Here is a 17413-nt window from a genome sequence, read left to right as displayed (position 1 = left end):
AGGCAGTCCGCCACCCATGAAGCTCGTCTTCGCAGGCACCCCCGAGGTCGCCGTCCCCGCCCTGGACGCCCTGATCGCCTCCGGCCGCCACGAGGTGGCCGCCGTCGTCACCCGTCCCGACGCGCCCGCAGGGCGGGGACGACGGCTGGTCGCCAGCCCGGTGGCCGAGCGTGCCGAGGAGGCGGGGATCGAGGTCCTCAAGCCGGTCAAGCCCCGGGACGAGGACTTCCTGGCCCGGCTGAGGGAGATCGCGCCGGACTGCTGCCCCGTCGTCGCGTACGGCGCGCTGCTGCCCGGGGCCGCGCTCGCCGTCCCCGCCCGCGGCTGGGTCAACCTGCACTTCTCGCTGCTCCCCGCCTGGCGCGGCGCCGCACCCGTGCAGCACGCGGTGATGGCCGGGGACGAGGTCACCGGCGCGTCGACCTTCCTGATCGAGGAGGGGCTGGACTCCGGACCGGTCTACGGCGTCCTGACCGAGGAGGTCCGGCCCACCGACACGAGCGGAGATCTGCTCACCCGGCTGGCCTTCGCCGGCGCCGGGCTGCTCTCCGCGACCATGGACGGAATCGAGGACGGCACCCTGCACGCCGTCCCACAGCCCGCCGAGGGCGTCACCCTGGCACCCAAGATCACCGTCGAGGACGCCCAGGTGCGGTGGTCCGCGCCCGCGCTGCGGGTCGACCGCCTGGTGCGCGGCTGCACCCCCGCCCCCGGCGCATGGACCCTGTTCCGCGGGGAACGCCTCAAGCTGGTGCAGGCCGTGCCCGTCCTGGACCGTGCCGATCTGGCACCGGGTGAGCTCGCCGTCGGCAAGAACAACGTCCACGTGGGAACGGGCTCGCACGCCGTGGAGCTCCTCTGGGTCCAGCCCCAGGGCAAGAAGCCGATGAAGGCCGCCGACTGGGCCCGCGGCGTCCGCATCGTCCACGGGGAGCTGCTGGGCCTCTGAGCCGCCCCGGGCGGTCCGGAGCCGGAGCGGGGGCGGGCGACGTAGGCTGGTCCGGTTCGCCCCCTCACCCTCAGCGGAGCACCTTTCACGTGAACGACCAGCAGCGTCGCCGTCCCGCCAAGCCGCACCGCCGTCCCCAGAAGGACCCCGTCCGGTTCCTCGCCTTCGAGGCGCTCAGGGCCGTCGACGAACGCGACGCGTACGCCAACCTCGTCCTGCCCCCGCTGCTGAAGAAGGCGCGCGCCAAGGGCGACTTCGACGGCAGGGACGCGGCGCTGGCGACCGAGCTGGTCTACGGGACCCTGCGACGGCAGGGTACGTACGACGCGATCGTCGCCGCCTGCATCGACCGGCCGCTGCGCGAGGTCGATCCGCCGGTGCTCGACGTCCTCGACATGGGCGTCCACCAGCTGCTCGGCACCCGCATCCCGACCCACGCGGCCGTCTCCGCCAGCGTGGAGCTGGCCCGGGTCGTGCTGGGCGAGGGGCGCGCCAAATTCGTCAACGCGGTGCTGCGCAAGGTGACGGCGCACGACCTCGACGGCTGGGTGGAGCGCGTCGCCCCGTCGTACGACGAGGACGCCGAGGAGCATCTGTCCATCGTGCACTCGCACCCCCGGTGGATCGTCTCCGCCCTCTGGGATGCCCTGGGCGGTGGCCGCGCGGGGATCGAGGACCTGCTGGAGGCCGACAACGAAAGGCCCGAGGTGACGCTGGTCGCCCGCCCCGGCCGCTGCACCACCGAGGAGCTGCTGGACGCACTGGGGGAGGAGAGCGGTCTTCCCGGCCGGTGGTCCCCGTATGCCGTGCGGATGGCCGAGGGCGGCGAGCCCGGTGCCCTGGCCGCCGTGCGGGACGGCAGCGCCGGCGTGCAGGACGAGGGCAGCCAGCTCGTCGCGACCGCCCTGGCCCTGGCACCCGTCGAAGGTGAGGACACCCGGTGGCTGGACGGCTGCGCGGGCCCGGGCGGCAAGGCCGCCCTGCTGGCCGCGCTCGCCGCCGGTCGCGGCGCGACCCTGCTCGCCGCCGAGAAGCAGCCGCACCGCGCCCGGCTCGTCGAGCGTGCGCTGGCCGGCAACCCCGGCCCCTACCAGGTGATCACCGCCGACGGCACCCGGCCGCCCTGGCAGCCCGGCTCCTTCGACCGGGTCCTGATGGACGTACCGTGCTCGGGCCTCGGCGCGCTGCGCCGGCGCCCGGAGTCCCGCTGGCGGCGTCGCGCGGAGGACCTGGAGAGCTTCGCCCCCCTGCAACGCGGCCTGCTCCGCGAGGCGTTGAAGGCCGTACGGATCGGCGGGGTCGTCGGCTACGCGACCTGCTCGCCGCATCTGGCCGAGACCCGCGTCGTCGTCGAGGACGTGCTCAAGGGGCGTGGCGGGGCACCGGTCGAGGCGGAGTGGGTCGACGCCCGTCCGCTGCTGCCCGGGGTGCCCGCGCTGGGCGACGGGCCCGACGTCCAGCTGTGGCCCCACCTGCACGGCACGGACGCGATGTATCTGGCCCTGCTGCGCCGCACGGGCTGACCGCCCGGCGCCGTAGCCCCGCGGGCCGTCCGTCAGCGCGGACGGTCACCCTGCGGTACGGGGCCGCGGCCGTGCTCCGCGCGGTGCCGCGTCGCCCGGTCGTCCCGTAACGCGACCGCACCCGCGCGCCAGGTGAAGCGCGCCTGCCACCCGGGCACATGCTCCTGCCGGGCCGGGCCGGGCCGCGGCGTGCCCGTCAGCACCCCGGGCCACCAGCCCGGCCGGGACGCCGGCGCCCGCACCTTCGCGAGCCGGAGCGGGCTGATGCCCAGGTGCTCGACCGGGGTGCGGCCCTGGTGGCCGCGCACCCGTCAACGGTGCCGGAAGTCTCCCGACGAGCGCGTCCCGGACGGCCGAGGGCGGCCGCAGCCACGGGGCGGAGGCGAACTGCCCGGAGGGCGGGCATCCCGGGCCAGGACCGAGCGACGGATTCGTGGGGCGAAATGGTCGGGATTGTGCGAACCGTAATGATCCCGTGAGGCTTTGGGGCGCACCGGGGCCAGGAAGTGGCGCCGGGCATGGCAGGCTTGGGTGCATGGCCCAGATCAACCCCAGCATCCTGTCCGCCGACTTCGCGCGTCTCGCCGAGGAGGCGAAGGCCGTCGATGGCGCGGACTGGCTCCATGTCGACGTGATGGACAACCACTTCGTCCCGAACCTGACGCTCGGCGTGCCCATCGTGGAGGCGCTGAGCAAGGCCACGGACACCCCGCTGGACTGCCACCTGATGATCGAGGACGCGGACCGCTGGGCGCCGCAGTACGTCGAGGCCGGGGCCGGCTCCGTCACCTTCCACGCGGAGGCCGCGGCGGCGCCCGTACGGCTCGCACGCGAGATCAGGGCCAAGGGTGCGCGCGCCTCGATGGCGCTCAAGCCCGCGACGCCCATCGAGCCGTACGAGGACCTGCTCCCCGAGCTCGACATGCTGCTGATCATGACGGTGGAGCCGGGCTTCGGCGGCCAGGCGTTCCTCGACATCATGCTGCCCAAGATCCGCCGTACCCGTGAGCTGATCTCCAAGCACGGGCTGGAGCTGTGGCTCCAGGTGGACGGCGGGGTCTCGGCCACCACCATCGAGCGGTGCGCCGAGGCCGGCGCGGACGTCTTCGTCGCCGGATCGGCGGTGTACGGGGCCGAGGACCCCGCCGAGGCGGTGCGGGCGCTGCGCGCGCGGGCGGACGCGGTCACCGCCGCTGCCCCCTGGGCCTGCGGCCACTGAACGAAGGTCGGATGAACGCGGCCCGACGGGCCGGATCAAGGATCGCCGTATCTGACAGGATGGTCGGCGTACGGAGCGCGTGAACAGCAGTGAGGAGATCGCGGTGTCTGGCATCTCGGCGGGTCGGTCAGCCATGCGGATGGGACCCGCGGAGCTGGTGCAGGCGGCGGCCATGGCCCGCCGGTTCTACCTCGAGGGAAAGTCGAAGATCCAGATCGCCGAGGAGTTCGGCGTGAGCCGCTTCAAGGTGGCCCGGGTCCTGGAGACGGCCCTCGAACGTGATCTCGTACGGATCGAGATCCGGGTTCCGGCGGAACTGGACGCGGAGCGCTCGGACGCGCTCCGGGCCCGCTACGGCCTGCGGAACGCGGTCGTGGTCGAATCACCGGCGGAGGAGCAGGACGACGCCGCCGATCCGGAGAACCTCGGTGAGGTGGCGGCCGACCTGCTCGGCGAGCTGGTGAACGAGGGCGATGTGCTGGGCCTGGCCTGGGGCCGGTCCACCATCCACATGGCTGCGGCGCTCGACCGGCTGCCGCCCTGCACGGTCGTGCAGCTGACGGGGGTCTACGACGCGGGGACGGCCGAACGCGGCTCGGTCGAGGCGGTCCGCCGCGCGGCCCAGGTGTCGGGCGGTGAGGCGCACCCGATCTACGCCCCGATGCTGCTGCCCGATCCGGCTACGGCGGCGGCGCTGCGGCACCAGACGGGCATCGCCCGCGCCTTCGAGTACTTCGACAAGGTGACCGTCGCCGCGGTTTCCATCGGTTCCTGGGAACCGGGCATCTCCACCGTGCACGACATGCTCTCGGACGAGGAGCGGGCGCACTACGCGTCGCTCGGCGTCGCGGCCGAGATGTCCGCGCACCTCTTCGACTCCGACGGCCGCCGGGTCGGCCGGGACCTGGGCGAGCGGTGCATCACCGTGGAGGCGGACCGGCTGCGCCGGATCCCCGAGGTGGTGGCCATCGCGGGCGGACAGCGCAAGGCGGCGGCGATCGGTGCCGTGCTGCGCTCCGGTCTCGTCACCAGCCTCGTCACGGACACGGCGGCGGCCGACTACCTGCTGACGGAGTCCGCCGCCGGACAGCGCCCGGCGCTGGAGCGGGCCGATCCCGACGACTGACCGGGAGCGGACACGACGGAGGCCGGGCACCGCACCGGTGCCCGGCCTCCGTCGTGTTCAGCCCCGGCGCGCCCCGGCCGGCCCCCGCCCCAGGACCACCCGGTCGGCGGCCACGCCGAGGACCGTCTCCTCCAGGTACTCCCCGGGCCGGGCGTACTGACCGACGTCCGCCGCCTTGTAGCGGGGCGTCTGACGCGACCAGTCCAGATTGCCGCGCATCCAGCTCCGCATCCCGTCGAGATAGGGAGTGAGCATGCCGGACAGCTGCGGATACATGCCGAGCAGCTCCCTCTCGGCCTTGAGGAACCGCTCGGTCTCGGCGGCGATCTCGGCGCAGACGTGGTCGAGCGCCTGCTGCTCCCCGTAGCCGCGGTGGTGGCGGACCAGATGCACGAGGTTGTGTATCTCGCCGAGTACCTGCTCCTTCTCGAAGGAGTAGACGTCGTTGGCCCAGCACACCACGTTGCAGGAGGCTTCCAGAGCCGTGATGAACCGCGGGTCGTTGTGGACCGACTCGGGTGCCTCGATGCCCGCCACGATCTCGATCAGGTCCATGCACACATGGATGGCCCCGGTGTGCCGGCGTTTGGCGATGTACGCCTCCTCGGACGGCACGGCGCCGTCGGCCCGGTTGCCCGCCTCCCAGGTGGTGGCCGTCGTCAGATACGTCATGAGGTGCCATGCGAAACGCGTGCGCCAGTGCGGGGCGGCCCGCGGAACCGTACGTTCCCACAGGTCGGCCAGTGCGACGACGGCGGTGGGGAGCTCCTCGCCCGGCAGCGGGCCGGGAGCCGTTCCCTCCACGACGGAGCGCATCCGCGCCACCACGTGCCGTATTCGCTCCGGACTGCGGCCCAGGTGTCCGTCGTCCAGCTGATCGTCGACGAGGAAGAGCCAGACGAACCAGTCGGCGACCAGGTCGAGGTGTTCGGCGTCCGCCGTCGGATAGACCATCCCGACGAACGCGCCGAAGTCGGCCTGCTCGAAGCGGCGCCTGGCGGACTGGCGGTGTACCAGGCCGGTCTGTCGTGTCCAGGTGGTGAGGTGCTCGCGGGTGTGCCCCACATGCGGATTGCTCCGCTGCGGGAACGGGCAGTAGATGTCCGGCAGTTCGCTCTCCACAGGCGGATCCCGGGTCCTCTCCGGTCAAACGTGTGACGGGTGTTCCTGGCGCTCATGAGCAGCGCGGTGGCTATCACGGCGACCTGCAAATTTTCAAGCTACCTGACACTTCGTCACCCGGTCCAGGGATCGTGATCACCCATGGGTTGAATCCCTGTTCGGGTAGGGTCCCTGGGTAAGGCAGGTTCCACTTGCCCGGGCCCCGAGCGCCTCCCTGGAGGAACGAACGAATGCCGGGGTCCATTGCTGTGTCTTCGTGGAAACGACCTGCACCGTTTCGTATGAAAACATGAGTGATATGCGTTTTCTTGAGCCCGGCACCGGTCGTCATACGGCCGCCCCCTCGGTCCCCTACGACCTCACGTACGACGATGTCTTCATGGTCCCCGGCCGTTCCGCGGTCGGCTCCCGGCAGGCCGTGGACCTGTCCTCGCCCGACGGCAGCGGCACCACCATCCCGCTCGTCGTCGCGAACATGACCGCGATCGCGGGCCGCCGGATGGCTGAAACCGTCGCCCGGCGCGGCGGCCTGGTCGTCATTCCGCAGGACATCCCGATCGAGGTCGTCACCGAGGTCATCGGCTGGGTCAAGACGCGCCACCTCGTGCTCGACACACCGATCGTGCTGGCCCCGGGCCAGACCGTCGCCGATGCCCTGTCCCTGCTGCACAAGCGGGCCCACGGGGCGGGCGTCGTCGTCGACGCGGAGTACCGGCCCGTCGGCGTCGTCACCGAGCACGACCTGACGGGCGTGGACCGCTTCACCCAGCTGTCCGAGGTCATGTCGAAGGACCTGGTCCTGCTCGACGCGGACATCGACCCGCGCGACGCGTTCAACAAGCTCGACGGCGCCAACCGCAAGCTGGCCCCCGCGGTCGACGCGGACGGACGGCTCGTCGGCATCCTCACCCGGAAGGCCGCGCTGCGCGCGACGCTCTACACCCCCGCGACGGACTCCGCCGGCAAGCTGCGCGTCGCCGCGGCCGTCGGCATCAACGGCGACGTCGCCGGCAAGGCCGAGCAGCTCATCGCGGCGGGTGCCGACACCCTTGTCGTGGACACCGCGCACGGTCACCAGGAATCCATGCTCAGCGCGGTCGCCGCGGTCCGGGCGCTCGACGCGGGGGTGCCGGTCGTCGCGGGCAACGTCGTGGCGGCCGAGGGCGTGCGCGACCTGATCGAGGCGGGCGCCGACATCGTCAAGGTCGGTGTCGGTCCCGGCGCGATGTGTACCACCCGGATGATGACCGGCGTCGGCAGGCCGCAGTTCTCCGCCGTCCTGGAGTGCGCCGCCGAGGCGAGGAAGCACGGCAAGCACGTCTGGGCCGACGGTGGCGTCCGGCACCCGCGCGATGTCGCCATGGCGCTCGCCGCCGGTGCGTCGAACGTGATGATCGGATCCTGGTTCGCCGGTACGTACGAGTCGCCCGGCGACCTCCAGCAGTCCGCCGACGGCCGCTCGTACAAGGAGTCCTTCGGGATGGCCTCGGCGCGCGCGGTGAAGAACCGCACCTCGGAGGAGTCCGCCTACGACCGGGCCCGCAAGGGGCTGTTCGAGGAGGGCATCTCCACGTCGCGGATGTTCCTGGACCCGGCCCGCCCCGGGGTCGAGGACCTGGTCGACTCGATCATCGCCGGTGTCCGCTCCTCCTGCACGTACGCGGGCGCGGCCTCGCTCGAGGAGTTCGCCGAGAAGGCGGTCGTGGGTGTCCAGAGCGCCGCCGGCTACGCGGAGGGCAAGCCGCTGCACGCCAGCTGGAACTGACCCCGCGGTCCTCGCGTCCTCGGTGCCCCTTCCGGGTGTGCGTTCCGGGAGGGGCCCGCGCGTGCCGGCAGAAGGATGACCGTGTGCGTCCGTTTGCAGTTAGCTGTCGAGCGTTTCGATCGACTTCAACTCGGTTCCATTGTAAGTAATATGAATCGCAATCAGCTGCCTGCCTCTCTGCGGTAAGGGATCTCATGTCCTCCTTCTTCACCGATCTGGCCCATCAGTACATCGACGGCGAGTGGAGGCCGGGAAAGGGATCCTGGGACATCATCGACTTCAACCCGTACAACGGTGAGAAGCTCGCGTCGATCACCGTCGCCACGGCCGACGAGGTGGACCAGGCCTACCGGGCGGCGGAGTCCGCCCAGCGGGCATGGGCCGACACCAACCCGTACACGCGCCGAGCCGTCCTGGAGAAGGCGCTGCGGATCGTCGAGGAGCGCGAGGCCGAGATCGGCGACGCGATCGTCGCGGAGCTCGGCGGCACCCGGCTGAAGGCCGCCTTCGAACTGCACCTGGCCAAGGAATTCCTGCGCGAGGCGGTCCAGCTCGCCCTGCGGCCCGCCGGTCAGATCCTCCCGTCGCCCACCGAGGGCAAGGAGAACCGCGTCTACCGGGTGCCGGTCGGCGTCGTGGGCGTCATCAGCCCCTTCAACTTCCCCTTCCTGCTGTCCCTCAAGTCGGTCGCGCCCGCGCTGGCCCTCGGCAACGCCGTGGTCCTCAAGCCGCACCAGAACACCCCGGTCTGCGGTGGCACGCTGCTGGCCAAGGTGTTCGAGGACGCCGGGCTGCCCGCCGGGCTGCTGAACGTCGTGGTCACCGACATCGCCGAGATCGGCGACGCGCTGCTGGAGCACCCCATCCCGCAGCTCATCTCCTTCACCGGTTCGGACAAGGTGGGCCGCCACGTCGCGACCGTGTGTGCGGCGCACCTCAAGCAGACCGTGCTCGAACTCGGCGGCAACAGCGCGCTGATCGTCCTCGACGACGCGGACGTGGACTACGCCGTCGACGCGGCCGTCTTCAGCCGCTACGTCCATCAGGGCCAGGTCTGCATGGCCGCCAACCGGATCCTGGTCGACCGCGCGGTCGAGAAGGAGTTCACCGAGAAGTTCGTCGCCAAGGTCGCCTCCCTGCGGGTCGGCGACCCCGCCGACCCCTCGACCCAGATCGGCCCGCTGATCAACTCCTCGCAGGCGGAAGCGGTGTCCCGGCTCGTCGACCAGACCGTCGAGGACGGCGCCACGGCACTGCTGCACGGCCGCGCCGAGGGCAACGTGGTCAGTCCGTCCGTGCTGACCGGGATCGCCTCCGATTCCCCCGTCCTGCACCAGGAGATCTTCGGCCCCGTGGCGCTGCTGGTGCCCTTCGACGGAGAGGACGAGGCGGTCCGGATCGCCAACGACACCCCGTACGGGCTGAGCGGCGCGGTCCACACCGGCGACATCGAACGCGGTGTGCGGGTGGGGCGGCGGATCCACACCGGCATGATCCACATCAACGACGGCACGGTCCACGACGAGCCCATCGTCCCGTTCGGCGGGGAGAAGAGCTCGGGCTTCGGGCGGCTGAACGGCGAGGCGACCGTGGAGGCCTTCACCACCCAGAAGTGGATCTCGGTGCAGCACGGCCGCTCGCAGTTCCCCTTCTGACCTGCCGCGCCCTCTGCGGTGAGCGCGCCCCCCGGGGCGTCATGGTCTACTTCGGGGGCGGCCCGCGCCGCCCCCGAATCCGTCCGTCGCAGAGAAGTGATCCACCTGACGTGCGCCTGAACGACCTCGACGAACGCATCGTCCACGCCCTTGCCGAAGACGCCCGCCGCTCCTACGCCGACATCGGCGCGCTCATCGGCCTCTCCGCACCCGCGGTGAAACGCCGGGTGGACCGGCTGCGCGCCGAGGGCGCCATCACGGGCTTCACCGTGCGGGTCGACCCGGCGGCGCTCGGCTGGGCGACCGAGGGCTTCATCGAGATCTACTGCAGCCGCAACACCGCCCCCGAAGCGATCAGGAAGGGCCTCGCCCGCTACCCCGAGGTCGTATCCGCCTCCACGGTGACGGGCGACGCCGACGCGCTCGTCCAGGTCTTCGCCGCCGACATGCGGCACTTCGAGCAGGTGCTCGAACGGATCGCGGGCGAGCCGTATGTCGAGCGGACCAAGTCGGTGCTCGTCCTGTCCCCGCTGCTGCGCCGGTACTCGTCCGGCGCACCGGGCTGACAGCGCGGGACACCCGTCCCGCCCCGGTGTCACGGCGCCTCGCACGACGGTGCGCGTCTCCGGCCCGAGACCGAAATCACCCTCCTGACCTGCAAGGACGCGCTGCGCAACAAATCGCCGCCCCGACGGCCTCGTGCGCAACGGATCGACGGTGCACGCGCAACACTCGTGCCTTGTCGGGCCCGGCGGACGCCCCGTACCGTCAATACGTCCCCGCCCCGCCCGCCCCGCCCGAGGTCAGCCATGCCGCCGTTGCGTACCGCCCTGCTCCAGAGCTCCGGACGCCCCGGCTCCCCGGACGAGAACATCAAGGTGCTCGACGAGGCCGCCGGACGGGCCGCTGCCGCGGGTGCCCGGCTGCTGGTCTGCCCGGAGCTGTTCCTCACCGGATACGCCATCGGTGAGGCCGTCACCGAGCTCGCCGAACCCGCGGACGGCCCCGGCGCGCAGGCCGTCGCCGACCTCTGCCTACGGCACGGCATCGCCGTCCACTACGGCTACCCGGAGCGCGCGGGCGAGGCGGTCTTCAACGCCGCCCAGCTCATCGGCCCCGACGGGACGACGCTCGCCGGTTACCGCAAGACCCACCTCTTCGGCTGCTTCGAGCAGCAGTGGTTCACCCCCGGCGAGCAGGCCGTGGTGCAGACCGAACTGGACGGCGTCCGGATCGGCCTGCTGATCTGCTACGACGTGGAGTTCCCGGAGAACGTCCGGGCGCACGCCCTGGCCGGGACCGACCTCCTGCTGGTGCCGACCGCGCTGATGCACCCCTTCCCGTTCGTCGCCGAATCCCTCGTGCCGGTCCGCGCGTTCGAGAGCCAGATGTACATCGCCTACGTCAACAGGACTGGTGTGGAAGGCGAGTTCGCGTTCACCGGACTGAGCTGCCTGGCCGGACCCGACGGCACCGTCCGGGCGCGCGCCGGACGCGGCGAGGAACTCGTCATGGGCGAGGTGGACCCGGCGTTCCTGAACGAATCGCGCGCCGCCAACCCGTATCTCACCGACCGGCGCCCCGGTCTGTACGGCTCCCTCGTCTGAGCCCTCCGCCCCTTCTTCCGCGCTTTCCTCCAAGGAGTCCGCAGCCCATGACGTCCACGGTGCCCAACGCCGTCCAGCACACCGACGCGCATCCGCCGATCACCATGTTCGGGCCGGACTTCCCCTACGCCTACGACGACTTCCTCGCCCACCCCGCGGGCATCGGGCAGATACCCGCCACCGAGCACGGATCCGAGGTCGCCGTCATCGGCGGCGGGCTCTCCGGGATCATCACCGCGTACGAACTCATGAAGATGGGCCTGAAGCCCGTCGTCTACGAGGCGGACCGCATCGGCGGCCGGCTGCGCACCGTCGGCTTCGAGGGCTGCGACCCCTCGCTGACCGCGGAGATGGGCGCCATGCGCTTCCCGCCCTCGTCCACGGCGCTCCAGCACTACATCGACCTGGTGGGCCTGGAGACCAAGCCGTTCCCCAACCCGCTCTCCCCGGCCGCCCCTTCCACCGTCGTCGACCTCAAGGGCGAGTCCCACTACGCGACGTCCATCGACGACCTGCCGCAGGTGTACCGCGATGTCATGGACGCCTGGAACGCCTGTCTGGAGGAGGGCGCCGACTTCTCCGACATGAACCGTGCCATGCGCGAGCGCGACGTACCGCGCATCCGGGAGATCTGGGCGAAGCTCGTCGAGAAGCTCGACAACCAGACCTTCTACGGCTTCCTCTGCGCCTCCGACTCCTTCAAGTCCTTCCGGCACCGCGAGATCTTCGGCCAGGTCGGTTTCGGCACCGGCGGCTGGGACACCGACTTCCCGAACTCCATCCTGGAGATTCTCCGGGTCGTGTACACCGAGGCCGACGACCACCACCGCGGCATCGTCGGCGGAAGCCAGCAGCTGCCGCTGCGCCTGTGGGACCGCGAACCGCAGAAGATCGTCCACTGGCCCCTCGGTACGTCGCTGGCCTCGCTGCACGACGGGCGGCCCCGCTCCGCCGTGACCCGGCTCGACCGCACCACGGGAAACCGGATCACGGTCACCGACGCCACCGGGGACATCCGCACCTACCGCGCCGCCGTCTTCACCGGGCAGTCCTGGCTGCTGCTCTCCAAGATCGCCTGCGACGACGCGCTCTTCCCCATCGACCACTGGACCGCGATGGAGCGCACCCACTACATGGAGTCGTCCAAGCTGTTCGTGCCGGTCGACCGGCCGTTCTGGCTGGACAAGGACGCGACGACCGGACGCGACACGATGTCGATGACGCTCACGGACCGGATGACCCGGGGCACGTACCTCCTGGACGACGGCCCGGACCGGCCCGCCGTCATCTGCCTCTCCTACACCTGGTGCGACGACAGCCTGAAGTGGCTGCCGCTCTCCCCGAACGAGCGCATGGACGTTATGCTCAAGTCGCTCGGCGAGATCTATCCCCACGTCGACATCCGCAAGCACGTCATCGGCAACCCGGTCACCGTCTCCTGGGAGAACGAGCCCTATTTCATGGGCGCGTTCAAGGCCAACCTGCCCGGCCACTACCGCTACCAGCGGCGCCTGTTCACCCACTTCATGCAGGACCGCCTGCCCGCCGACAAGCGGGGCCTGTTCCTCGCCGGGGACGACATCTCGTGGACGGCCGGCTGGGCCGAAGGCGCCGTGCAGACCGCGCTCAACGCCGTGTGGGGCGTGATGAGCCAGTTCGGCGGCAGCACGGATCCGACCAACCCCGGCCCCGGTGACGTCTTCGACGAGATCGCCCCGGTCGAACTCCCGGAGGACTGAGCGGGCAGGCGCGGGCTCCCGGGGCCGCTGCTCCGGGGCCGCCGTTCCCGGGACCGACGCGTACCTCCGGGTGAAACTGCCCGGGGGGTCCGACGGCCGGACCGGGCAGGGCCGGTCCGGCCGCCCCGGACGACGCCTACGCGTCGGCCACCGGCTGAGGAACGGCCCCAGGTCAGGACTTCCCGGCCGGCGGCGCCTCGTCGTACGCCGACGTGCCCGAGTCCAGGAGGGGCTCCTGGGTCTTGAGGTGCGCCGGGGCGAACGCCCGCAGCGCGTGGTAGCCGGTGATCACGACGAGGGTGCCGAGCGCGATACCACCCAGCTCGAAGTTGTCGGTGACCTTCAGGCTGACCCCGCCGACGCCGATGATGATGCCCGCCGCGGCCGGTACGAGGTTGAGCGGGTTGCGCAGATCGACCTTCGCGTTCAGCCAGATCTGGGCGCCCAGCAGGCCGATCATGCCGTACAGGATGACGGTGATCCCGCCGAGCACACCGCCGGGGATCGCCGCGACGACCGCGCCGAACTTGGGGCAGAGACCGAAGAGCAGCGCGAAGCAGGCTGCGGCCCAGTACGCGGCGGTGGAGTAGACCCGGGTCGCCGCCATCACACCGATGTTCTCGGAGTACGTGGTGTTGGGCGGCCCGCCCACCGCGGTGGACAGCATGGACGCGGCGCCGTCGGCCGCGATGGCGGTGCCCAGCTTGTCGTCGAGCGATTCCCCGGTCATCTCGCCGACGGCCTTGACGTGCCCGGCGTTCTCGGCGATCAGGGCGATGACAACCGGGAGTGCCACCAGGATCGCCGACCACTCGAAGGCCGGGGCGTGGAAGGACGGCAGCCCGATCCAGTCGGCGTCCGCCACGGCGGACAGGTCGAGCCGCCAGTGGTCGACGGCCTCGGCGTCGCCGGCCGGGGAGTGGATCTTCCCGAGGACCAGGTCGAGCACCCAGGACAGGACGTACCCGAAGACCAGTCCGAGGAAGATCGCGATCCGGGAGAAGAAGCCCCGCAGGCATACCACGGCCAGCCCGGTGAACAGCATCACCAGCAGGGCCGTCCACTGATCCTGGGGCCAGTACGTCGACGCGGTGACCGGCGCCAGGTTGAAACCGATCAGCATGACGACGGCTCCGGTGACCACGGGAGGCATCGCCGCGTGGATGATCCGCGCGCCGAACCGCTGCACGAGCAGGCCCACGAGGAACAGCACGGCGCCGACCACCAGCACCGCGCCGGTGATCGTGGCGCTGCTGCCGCCACTGGCCCGGATCGTTGCGGCGACCCCCACGAAGGAGAGCGAGCACCCGAGATAGCTGGGCACCCGGCCGCGCGTCGCCAGCAGGAAGATGGCGGTCGCGACGCCGGACATCATGATCGCGAGGTTCGGGTCCAGGCCCATCAGCACCGGCGCGACGAAGGACGCACCGAACATCGCCACCACGTGCTGGGCGCCGAGCCCGAACGTACGGGGCCACGAGAGCCGTTCGTCGGGGCGCACGACAGCCCCCGGTGCGGGGGTCTTCCCGTCGCCGTGCAAGGTCCAGCGCACGCCGAGGCCGCCCATGGTCGCTCCCTGTTCTGTGTGCGGTGTGCCCACGGGGGTGTCCGGATAGGTCCACCCGCGTGTGTCCACCCGCGTGTCCAACCGCGGAAAAAGTCAGCGCCATGTTAGTGCCGCCCGGCCGTGGCCTCGCGTGCGGCCCCGCGACGGCCTGCCCGGCCCCTTCCTGCGGCTGTCGTACCGCCCTCCTCTCCGGCAGGTGTCAGCTCCCTGTCGGGCTGCCGGTGCGAGCCGGCGCGGGCATGCTCCCCTCCGCGACCTTGCGGTCGCCCGCCCGCAGCACCCCGGCGCCCAGCACCAGCCCGAACGCCAGCACCGTCACCAGGCCGAACGAAGCGAGCAGCGAGGTCGCCTCGGCCAGGGAGCCGACGGCGGACGGGGCGATGAGCCCGGAGGTGTACGTGATGGTGGCGACGCCCGCGATGGCACGGCTCGGGTCGTCCCCGCTGCGCCCGGCCGCGGCGAACGCCAGCGGCACGACGACCGCGACCCCCGTCCCGAGCAGCCCGAAGCCGCAGAGCGCCGTCGCCGGGCCGGGCGCCAGGACCACCAGCAGCCCGCCGGCGGTGGCCAGGACGCCACCGACCCGCACGGTCCGCACGGCGCCGAAGCGGTCGACGACCCTGTCGCCGGCGATCCTGGCGATAGCCATCATCAGGGCGAACGCCGTGGTGGACGCCGCGGCGAGCCCGGCGGAACTGCCCATGACATCCCTGAGATAGACAGCCGACCAGTCCATGCTGGCCCCCTCGGCGAACACCGCGCAGAAGCCCACCGCGCCGATGGCCAGCGCCGACCTGGGCGGCAGGGTGAAGCGCGGCGGCGGCTCGGAGTCCGGTTCGCTGCGCAGGTCCAGTACGCCCCCGCAGACGATCAGGCCGAGCACGGTGAGCACGAGCGCGGCCACCGTGTGGTGCAGCCGGGCGTCCGCCCCGACGTGGGCGGCGACGGTGCCGGCCGCCGAACCGGTCAGGGCGCCCACGCTCCACATGCCGTGGAGTCCGGACATGATCGACTTGTTGAGCCGGTTCTCCACCTCGACGCCCAGCGCGTTCATCGCCACGTCCGACATCCCCGCCGCCGCCCCGTACACGAAGAGCGCCGCGCAGAGCGTCAGCAGATTCGGTGCCAGCGCCGGCAGGACCAGCGCCAGCGTCCACAGGGCGAGCAGACCGCGCAGAGCCGTACGGGCGCCGAACCGGTGGCTGACCCGGCCGGCCAGCGGCATGGCCAGCGAGGCGCCGATGGCGGGGAAGGCGAGGGCGAGACCGAGCTGGCCCGCGCTCACCGAGGCATGGTCCTGGATCCAGGGGACCCGGGTCGCGAAGCTGCCGGTGACGGCGCCGTGCACGGCGAAGACCGCGGCGACGGCATGGCGCGCCCGCCGGACCTGTTCCGTGCCGAAGTCCGTGACCGTGGGTTTCGTCGTCATACGCCGTGCCCTCCCCTGGCAGTGGCGGTCGGCCGGTGTCTCCGGCGACCGTGTTCCCGGTGCGCGCAGTAAACTATCAGGAACCCTGCCTGATAAATAGCGCAGGAAGGCGGTTCCCCAGTGATCTGGAAGGATCCCGGCATGCCCGCATCCCCGAGCACCGCCCGGGTCATCAACGACCGGCTCGCCCTGCGACTGCTCCAGCAGGACGGCCCGCTGACGGCCACCCAGCTGAAATCCCTGACCGGTCTGTCGCGCCCCACGGTCGCCGACCTGGTGGACCGGCTCCAGGAGGCCGGACTGGTCCGGGTCGTCGGCGAGAGCGGTTCGGACCGGCGCGGCCCCAACGCGCGGCTGTACGGGATCGTCGCCGACCGGGCGCACCTGGCCGCCCTCGACGTACGTACCGACGGCGTCGCCGTGGTCGTCGCCGACCTCCTCGGCGTCACGCTCGCCGAGGCCACCCTGCCGATCGGTGGCGACACGGGGACGCGGCCGGCCGTCGAGCAGGCCGTCGCGCTCCTGGAGCGCACCGCCCGCGGCGCGGGCACGGCCCCCCTGCACAGCGTCGGCATCGGCGCTCCGGGCCTGATCGATCCGGTCTCCGGCGAACTCCGCGACACCACCGGACTCCCGGCCTGGCACCGAGGGCTGGTCAAGGAGCTTCAGCAGCGGCTGCCCGCCACCGTGCTCGTCGAGAACGAGACCAATCTGGCCGCCGTCGCCGAACACCGCGTCGGGGCCGCCCGCGACCGCGACACCTTCGTCCTGCTCTGGCTCGGGCACGGCATCGGCGCCGCCGTGATGCTGGACGGGAGGCTGCGCCGCGGTGCCTCGGGAGGAGCGGGAGAGATCGGCTTCCTGCCGGTGCCCGGAACCGCGGGAGTGCCCTCCGCGCTCAACTGCGACGGCGGGTTCCACTCACTGGTGGGCTCCGCCGCCGTCTGTGAACTGGCCGCCGGACACGGCATCAAGGCGCACGGACCCGCGGGGGAGGGGGGACAGGAGCAGGACCCCGCCGCCGCGTTCGCCGTCCGGGCCGCGCTCGCCGACGAAGGGCCGGACGGCGAGGCGTTCCTCGCGGCCCTCGCCGACCGCCTGGCGCTCGGCGCCGCCGCCGTCGTCGCGGTGCTCGACCCCGGCTGCCTCGTCCTGGCCGGCGAGGTCGGCCGCGCAGGTGGTGAGGCACTCGCCGCCCTGGTCGAGGAGCGGCTCGCCCGCATGTCACCGCTGCGTACGGAGGTCAGGGCCGGGACTCTGGGCGGCGGCGCCGTCCTGCGCGGCGCGCTGCTCGCCGCCCGCGAGGCCGCACAGGACGCGCTGTTCGCACCGGGCGGAGCCGGGGGGCGTGCGGAGAGCGGCAGATCCCCGGCGTGACCGGCGGACGCGGGATCACCGTCGGGCCGAAGGGCCGCGCCACCGGTGCCCCGTGACTCACCGGTGGAGTGGGGCCGTCCCCGCCCCGGGCCGCCGACGCTGTGAGCGGAGCCACAGAAGACGTCCGTTCGGCCCAAGTGCGGTCGTGGCACAATGTGTCCTGTACCAGTAGCAGCGCACTCCGGGGTCGGTGCAATTCCGAACCGGCGGTTATAGTCCGCGACCCGTCCGCATCCAGCGGCCGGTTGACCAGGTGGGATTCCTGGACCGACGGTTAAAGTCCGGATGGGAGGCAGTGCGCGGCGGGCCGTCACAGGTACGCCGCCGTCGGCGGA

Annotated in this window: 14 protein-coding genes and 1 riboswitch; of the genes, 10 read left to right on the top strand and 4 right to left on the bottom strand. The window is 71.8% G+C overall.

Going from position 1 to position 17413, the window contains the following annotated elements:
* Nucleotides 1–16 precede the first annotated feature (16 nt).
* Nucleotides 17–949 (top strand): methionyl-tRNA formyltransferase, encoded by a 933-nt coding sequence (gene fmt, locus AB0F38_RS16845; RefSeq protein ID WP_361893119.1) that lies wholly within the window; start codon nt 17–19, stop codon nt 947–949.
* A gap of 89 nt (nt 950–1038) precedes the next feature.
* Nucleotides 1039–2472: a transcription antitermination factor NusB gene (locus AB0F38_RS16840; protein WP_361893116.1), complete on the top strand. Its 1434-nt coding sequence runs from the start codon at nt 1039–1041 to the stop codon at nt 2470–2472.
* Between the two features lie 32 nt (nt 2473–2504).
* Here AB0F38_RS16840 and AB0F38_RS16835 read toward each other — a convergent pair whose 3' ends face one another.
* Nucleotides 2505–2780: a hypothetical protein gene (locus AB0F38_RS16835; RefSeq protein ID WP_361893113.1), complete on the bottom strand. Its 276-nt coding sequence runs from the start codon at nt 2778–2780 to the stop codon at nt 2505–2507.
* A gap of 227 nt (nt 2781–3007) precedes the next feature.
* On the opposite strand from AB0F38_RS16835, the gene rpe reads away from it, so the two are divergent.
* Nucleotides 3008–3691 carry a ribulose-phosphate 3-epimerase gene (gene rpe, locus AB0F38_RS16830; RefSeq protein ID WP_361893110.1) on the top strand — a complete coding sequence of 228 codons (684 nt, stop codon included), beginning with the start codon at nt 3008–3010 and terminating at the stop codon, nt 3689–3691.
* A 139-nt stretch (nt 3692–3830) separates the two neighbouring features.
* Nucleotides 3831–4817 carry a sugar-binding domain-containing protein gene (locus AB0F38_RS16825; RefSeq protein WP_361893618.1) on the top strand — a complete coding sequence of 329 codons (987 nt, stop codon included), beginning with the start codon at nt 3831–3833 and terminating at the stop codon, nt 4815–4817.
* Nucleotides 4818–4874: 57 nt separating this feature from the next.
* Here the strand turns inward: AB0F38_RS16825 and AB0F38_RS16820 are convergent, their stop codons facing one another.
* Entirely contained in the window at nt 4875–5939 is a 1065-nt protein-coding gene (locus tag AB0F38_RS16820) for a terpene cyclase (protein ID WP_361893107.1), read from the bottom strand.
* Between the two features lie 298 nt (nt 5940–6237).
* Between AB0F38_RS16820 and AB0F38_RS16815 the strand changes: the two genes are divergently transcribed.
* The 5 genes from AB0F38_RS16815 (at nt 6238) to AB0F38_RS16795 (ending at nt 12705) form a co-directional block, all read left to right on the top strand.
* Nucleotides 6238–7704, top strand: coding sequence for a GuaB1 family IMP dehydrogenase-related protein (locus tag AB0F38_RS16815; protein ID WP_361893104.1), 1467 nt, complete (start codon nt 6238–6240; stop codon nt 7702–7704).
* Nucleotides 7705–7898: 194 nt separating this feature from the next.
* Entirely contained in the window at nt 7899–9359 is a 1461-nt protein-coding gene (locus tag AB0F38_RS16810) for an aldehyde dehydrogenase family protein (protein WP_361893101.1), read from the top strand.
* A gap of 110 nt (nt 9360–9469) precedes the next feature.
* Entirely contained in the window at nt 9470–9925 is a 456-nt protein-coding gene (locus AB0F38_RS16805; RefSeq protein ID WP_361893098.1) for an Lrp/AsnC family transcriptional regulator, read from the top strand.
* A gap of 243 nt (nt 9926–10168) precedes the next feature.
* Nucleotides 10169–10966 carry a carbon-nitrogen hydrolase family protein gene (locus AB0F38_RS16800; protein ID WP_361893096.1) on the top strand — a complete coding sequence of 266 codons (798 nt, stop codon included), beginning with the start codon at nt 10169–10171 and terminating at the stop codon, nt 10964–10966.
* Nucleotides 10967–11013: 47 nt separating this feature from the next.
* On the top strand, nt 11014–12705 hold the full coding sequence (locus AB0F38_RS16795) for an NAD(P)/FAD-dependent oxidoreductase (protein WP_361893093.1): 1692 nt from the start codon (nt 11014–11016) through the stop codon (nt 12703–12705).
* A gap of 172 nt (nt 12706–12877) precedes the next feature.
* On the opposite strand, the gene AB0F38_RS16790 is transcribed toward AB0F38_RS16795, so the two are convergent.
* Together AB0F38_RS16790 and AB0F38_RS16785 are read right to left on the bottom strand one after the other, a co-directional pair.
* Nucleotides 12878–14272: a solute carrier family 23 protein gene (locus AB0F38_RS16790; RefSeq protein WP_361893090.1), complete on the bottom strand. Its 1395-nt coding sequence runs from the start codon at nt 14270–14272 to the stop codon at nt 12878–12880.
* Between the two features lie 199 nt (nt 14273–14471).
* Nucleotides 14472–15701: an MFS transporter gene (locus AB0F38_RS16785; RefSeq protein WP_361893087.1), complete on the bottom strand. Its 1230-nt coding sequence runs from the start codon at nt 15699–15701 to the stop codon at nt 14472–14474.
* Nucleotides 15702–15842: 141 nt separating this feature from the next.
* Between AB0F38_RS16785 and AB0F38_RS16780 the strand changes: the two genes are divergently transcribed.
* Complete coding sequence (locus tag AB0F38_RS16780; RefSeq protein WP_361893084.1) at nt 15843–17078, top strand: ROK family transcriptional regulator; 1236 nt, start codon at nt 15843–15845, stop codon at nt 17076–17078.
* Nucleotides 17079–17250: 172 nt separating this feature from the next.
* A riboswitch (FMN riboswitch) is annotated at nt 17251–17381 on the top strand.
* Nucleotides 17382–17413 lie beyond the last annotated feature (32 nt).

The sequence above is a fragment of the Streptomyces sp. NPDC025273 genome, from assembly GCF_040638585.1.
Lineage (GTDB): Bacteria > Actinomycetota > Actinomycetes > Streptomycetales > Streptomycetaceae > Streptomyces > Streptomyces cinereorectus.
This window is presented reverse-complemented; position numbering and strand designations above follow the sequence as displayed.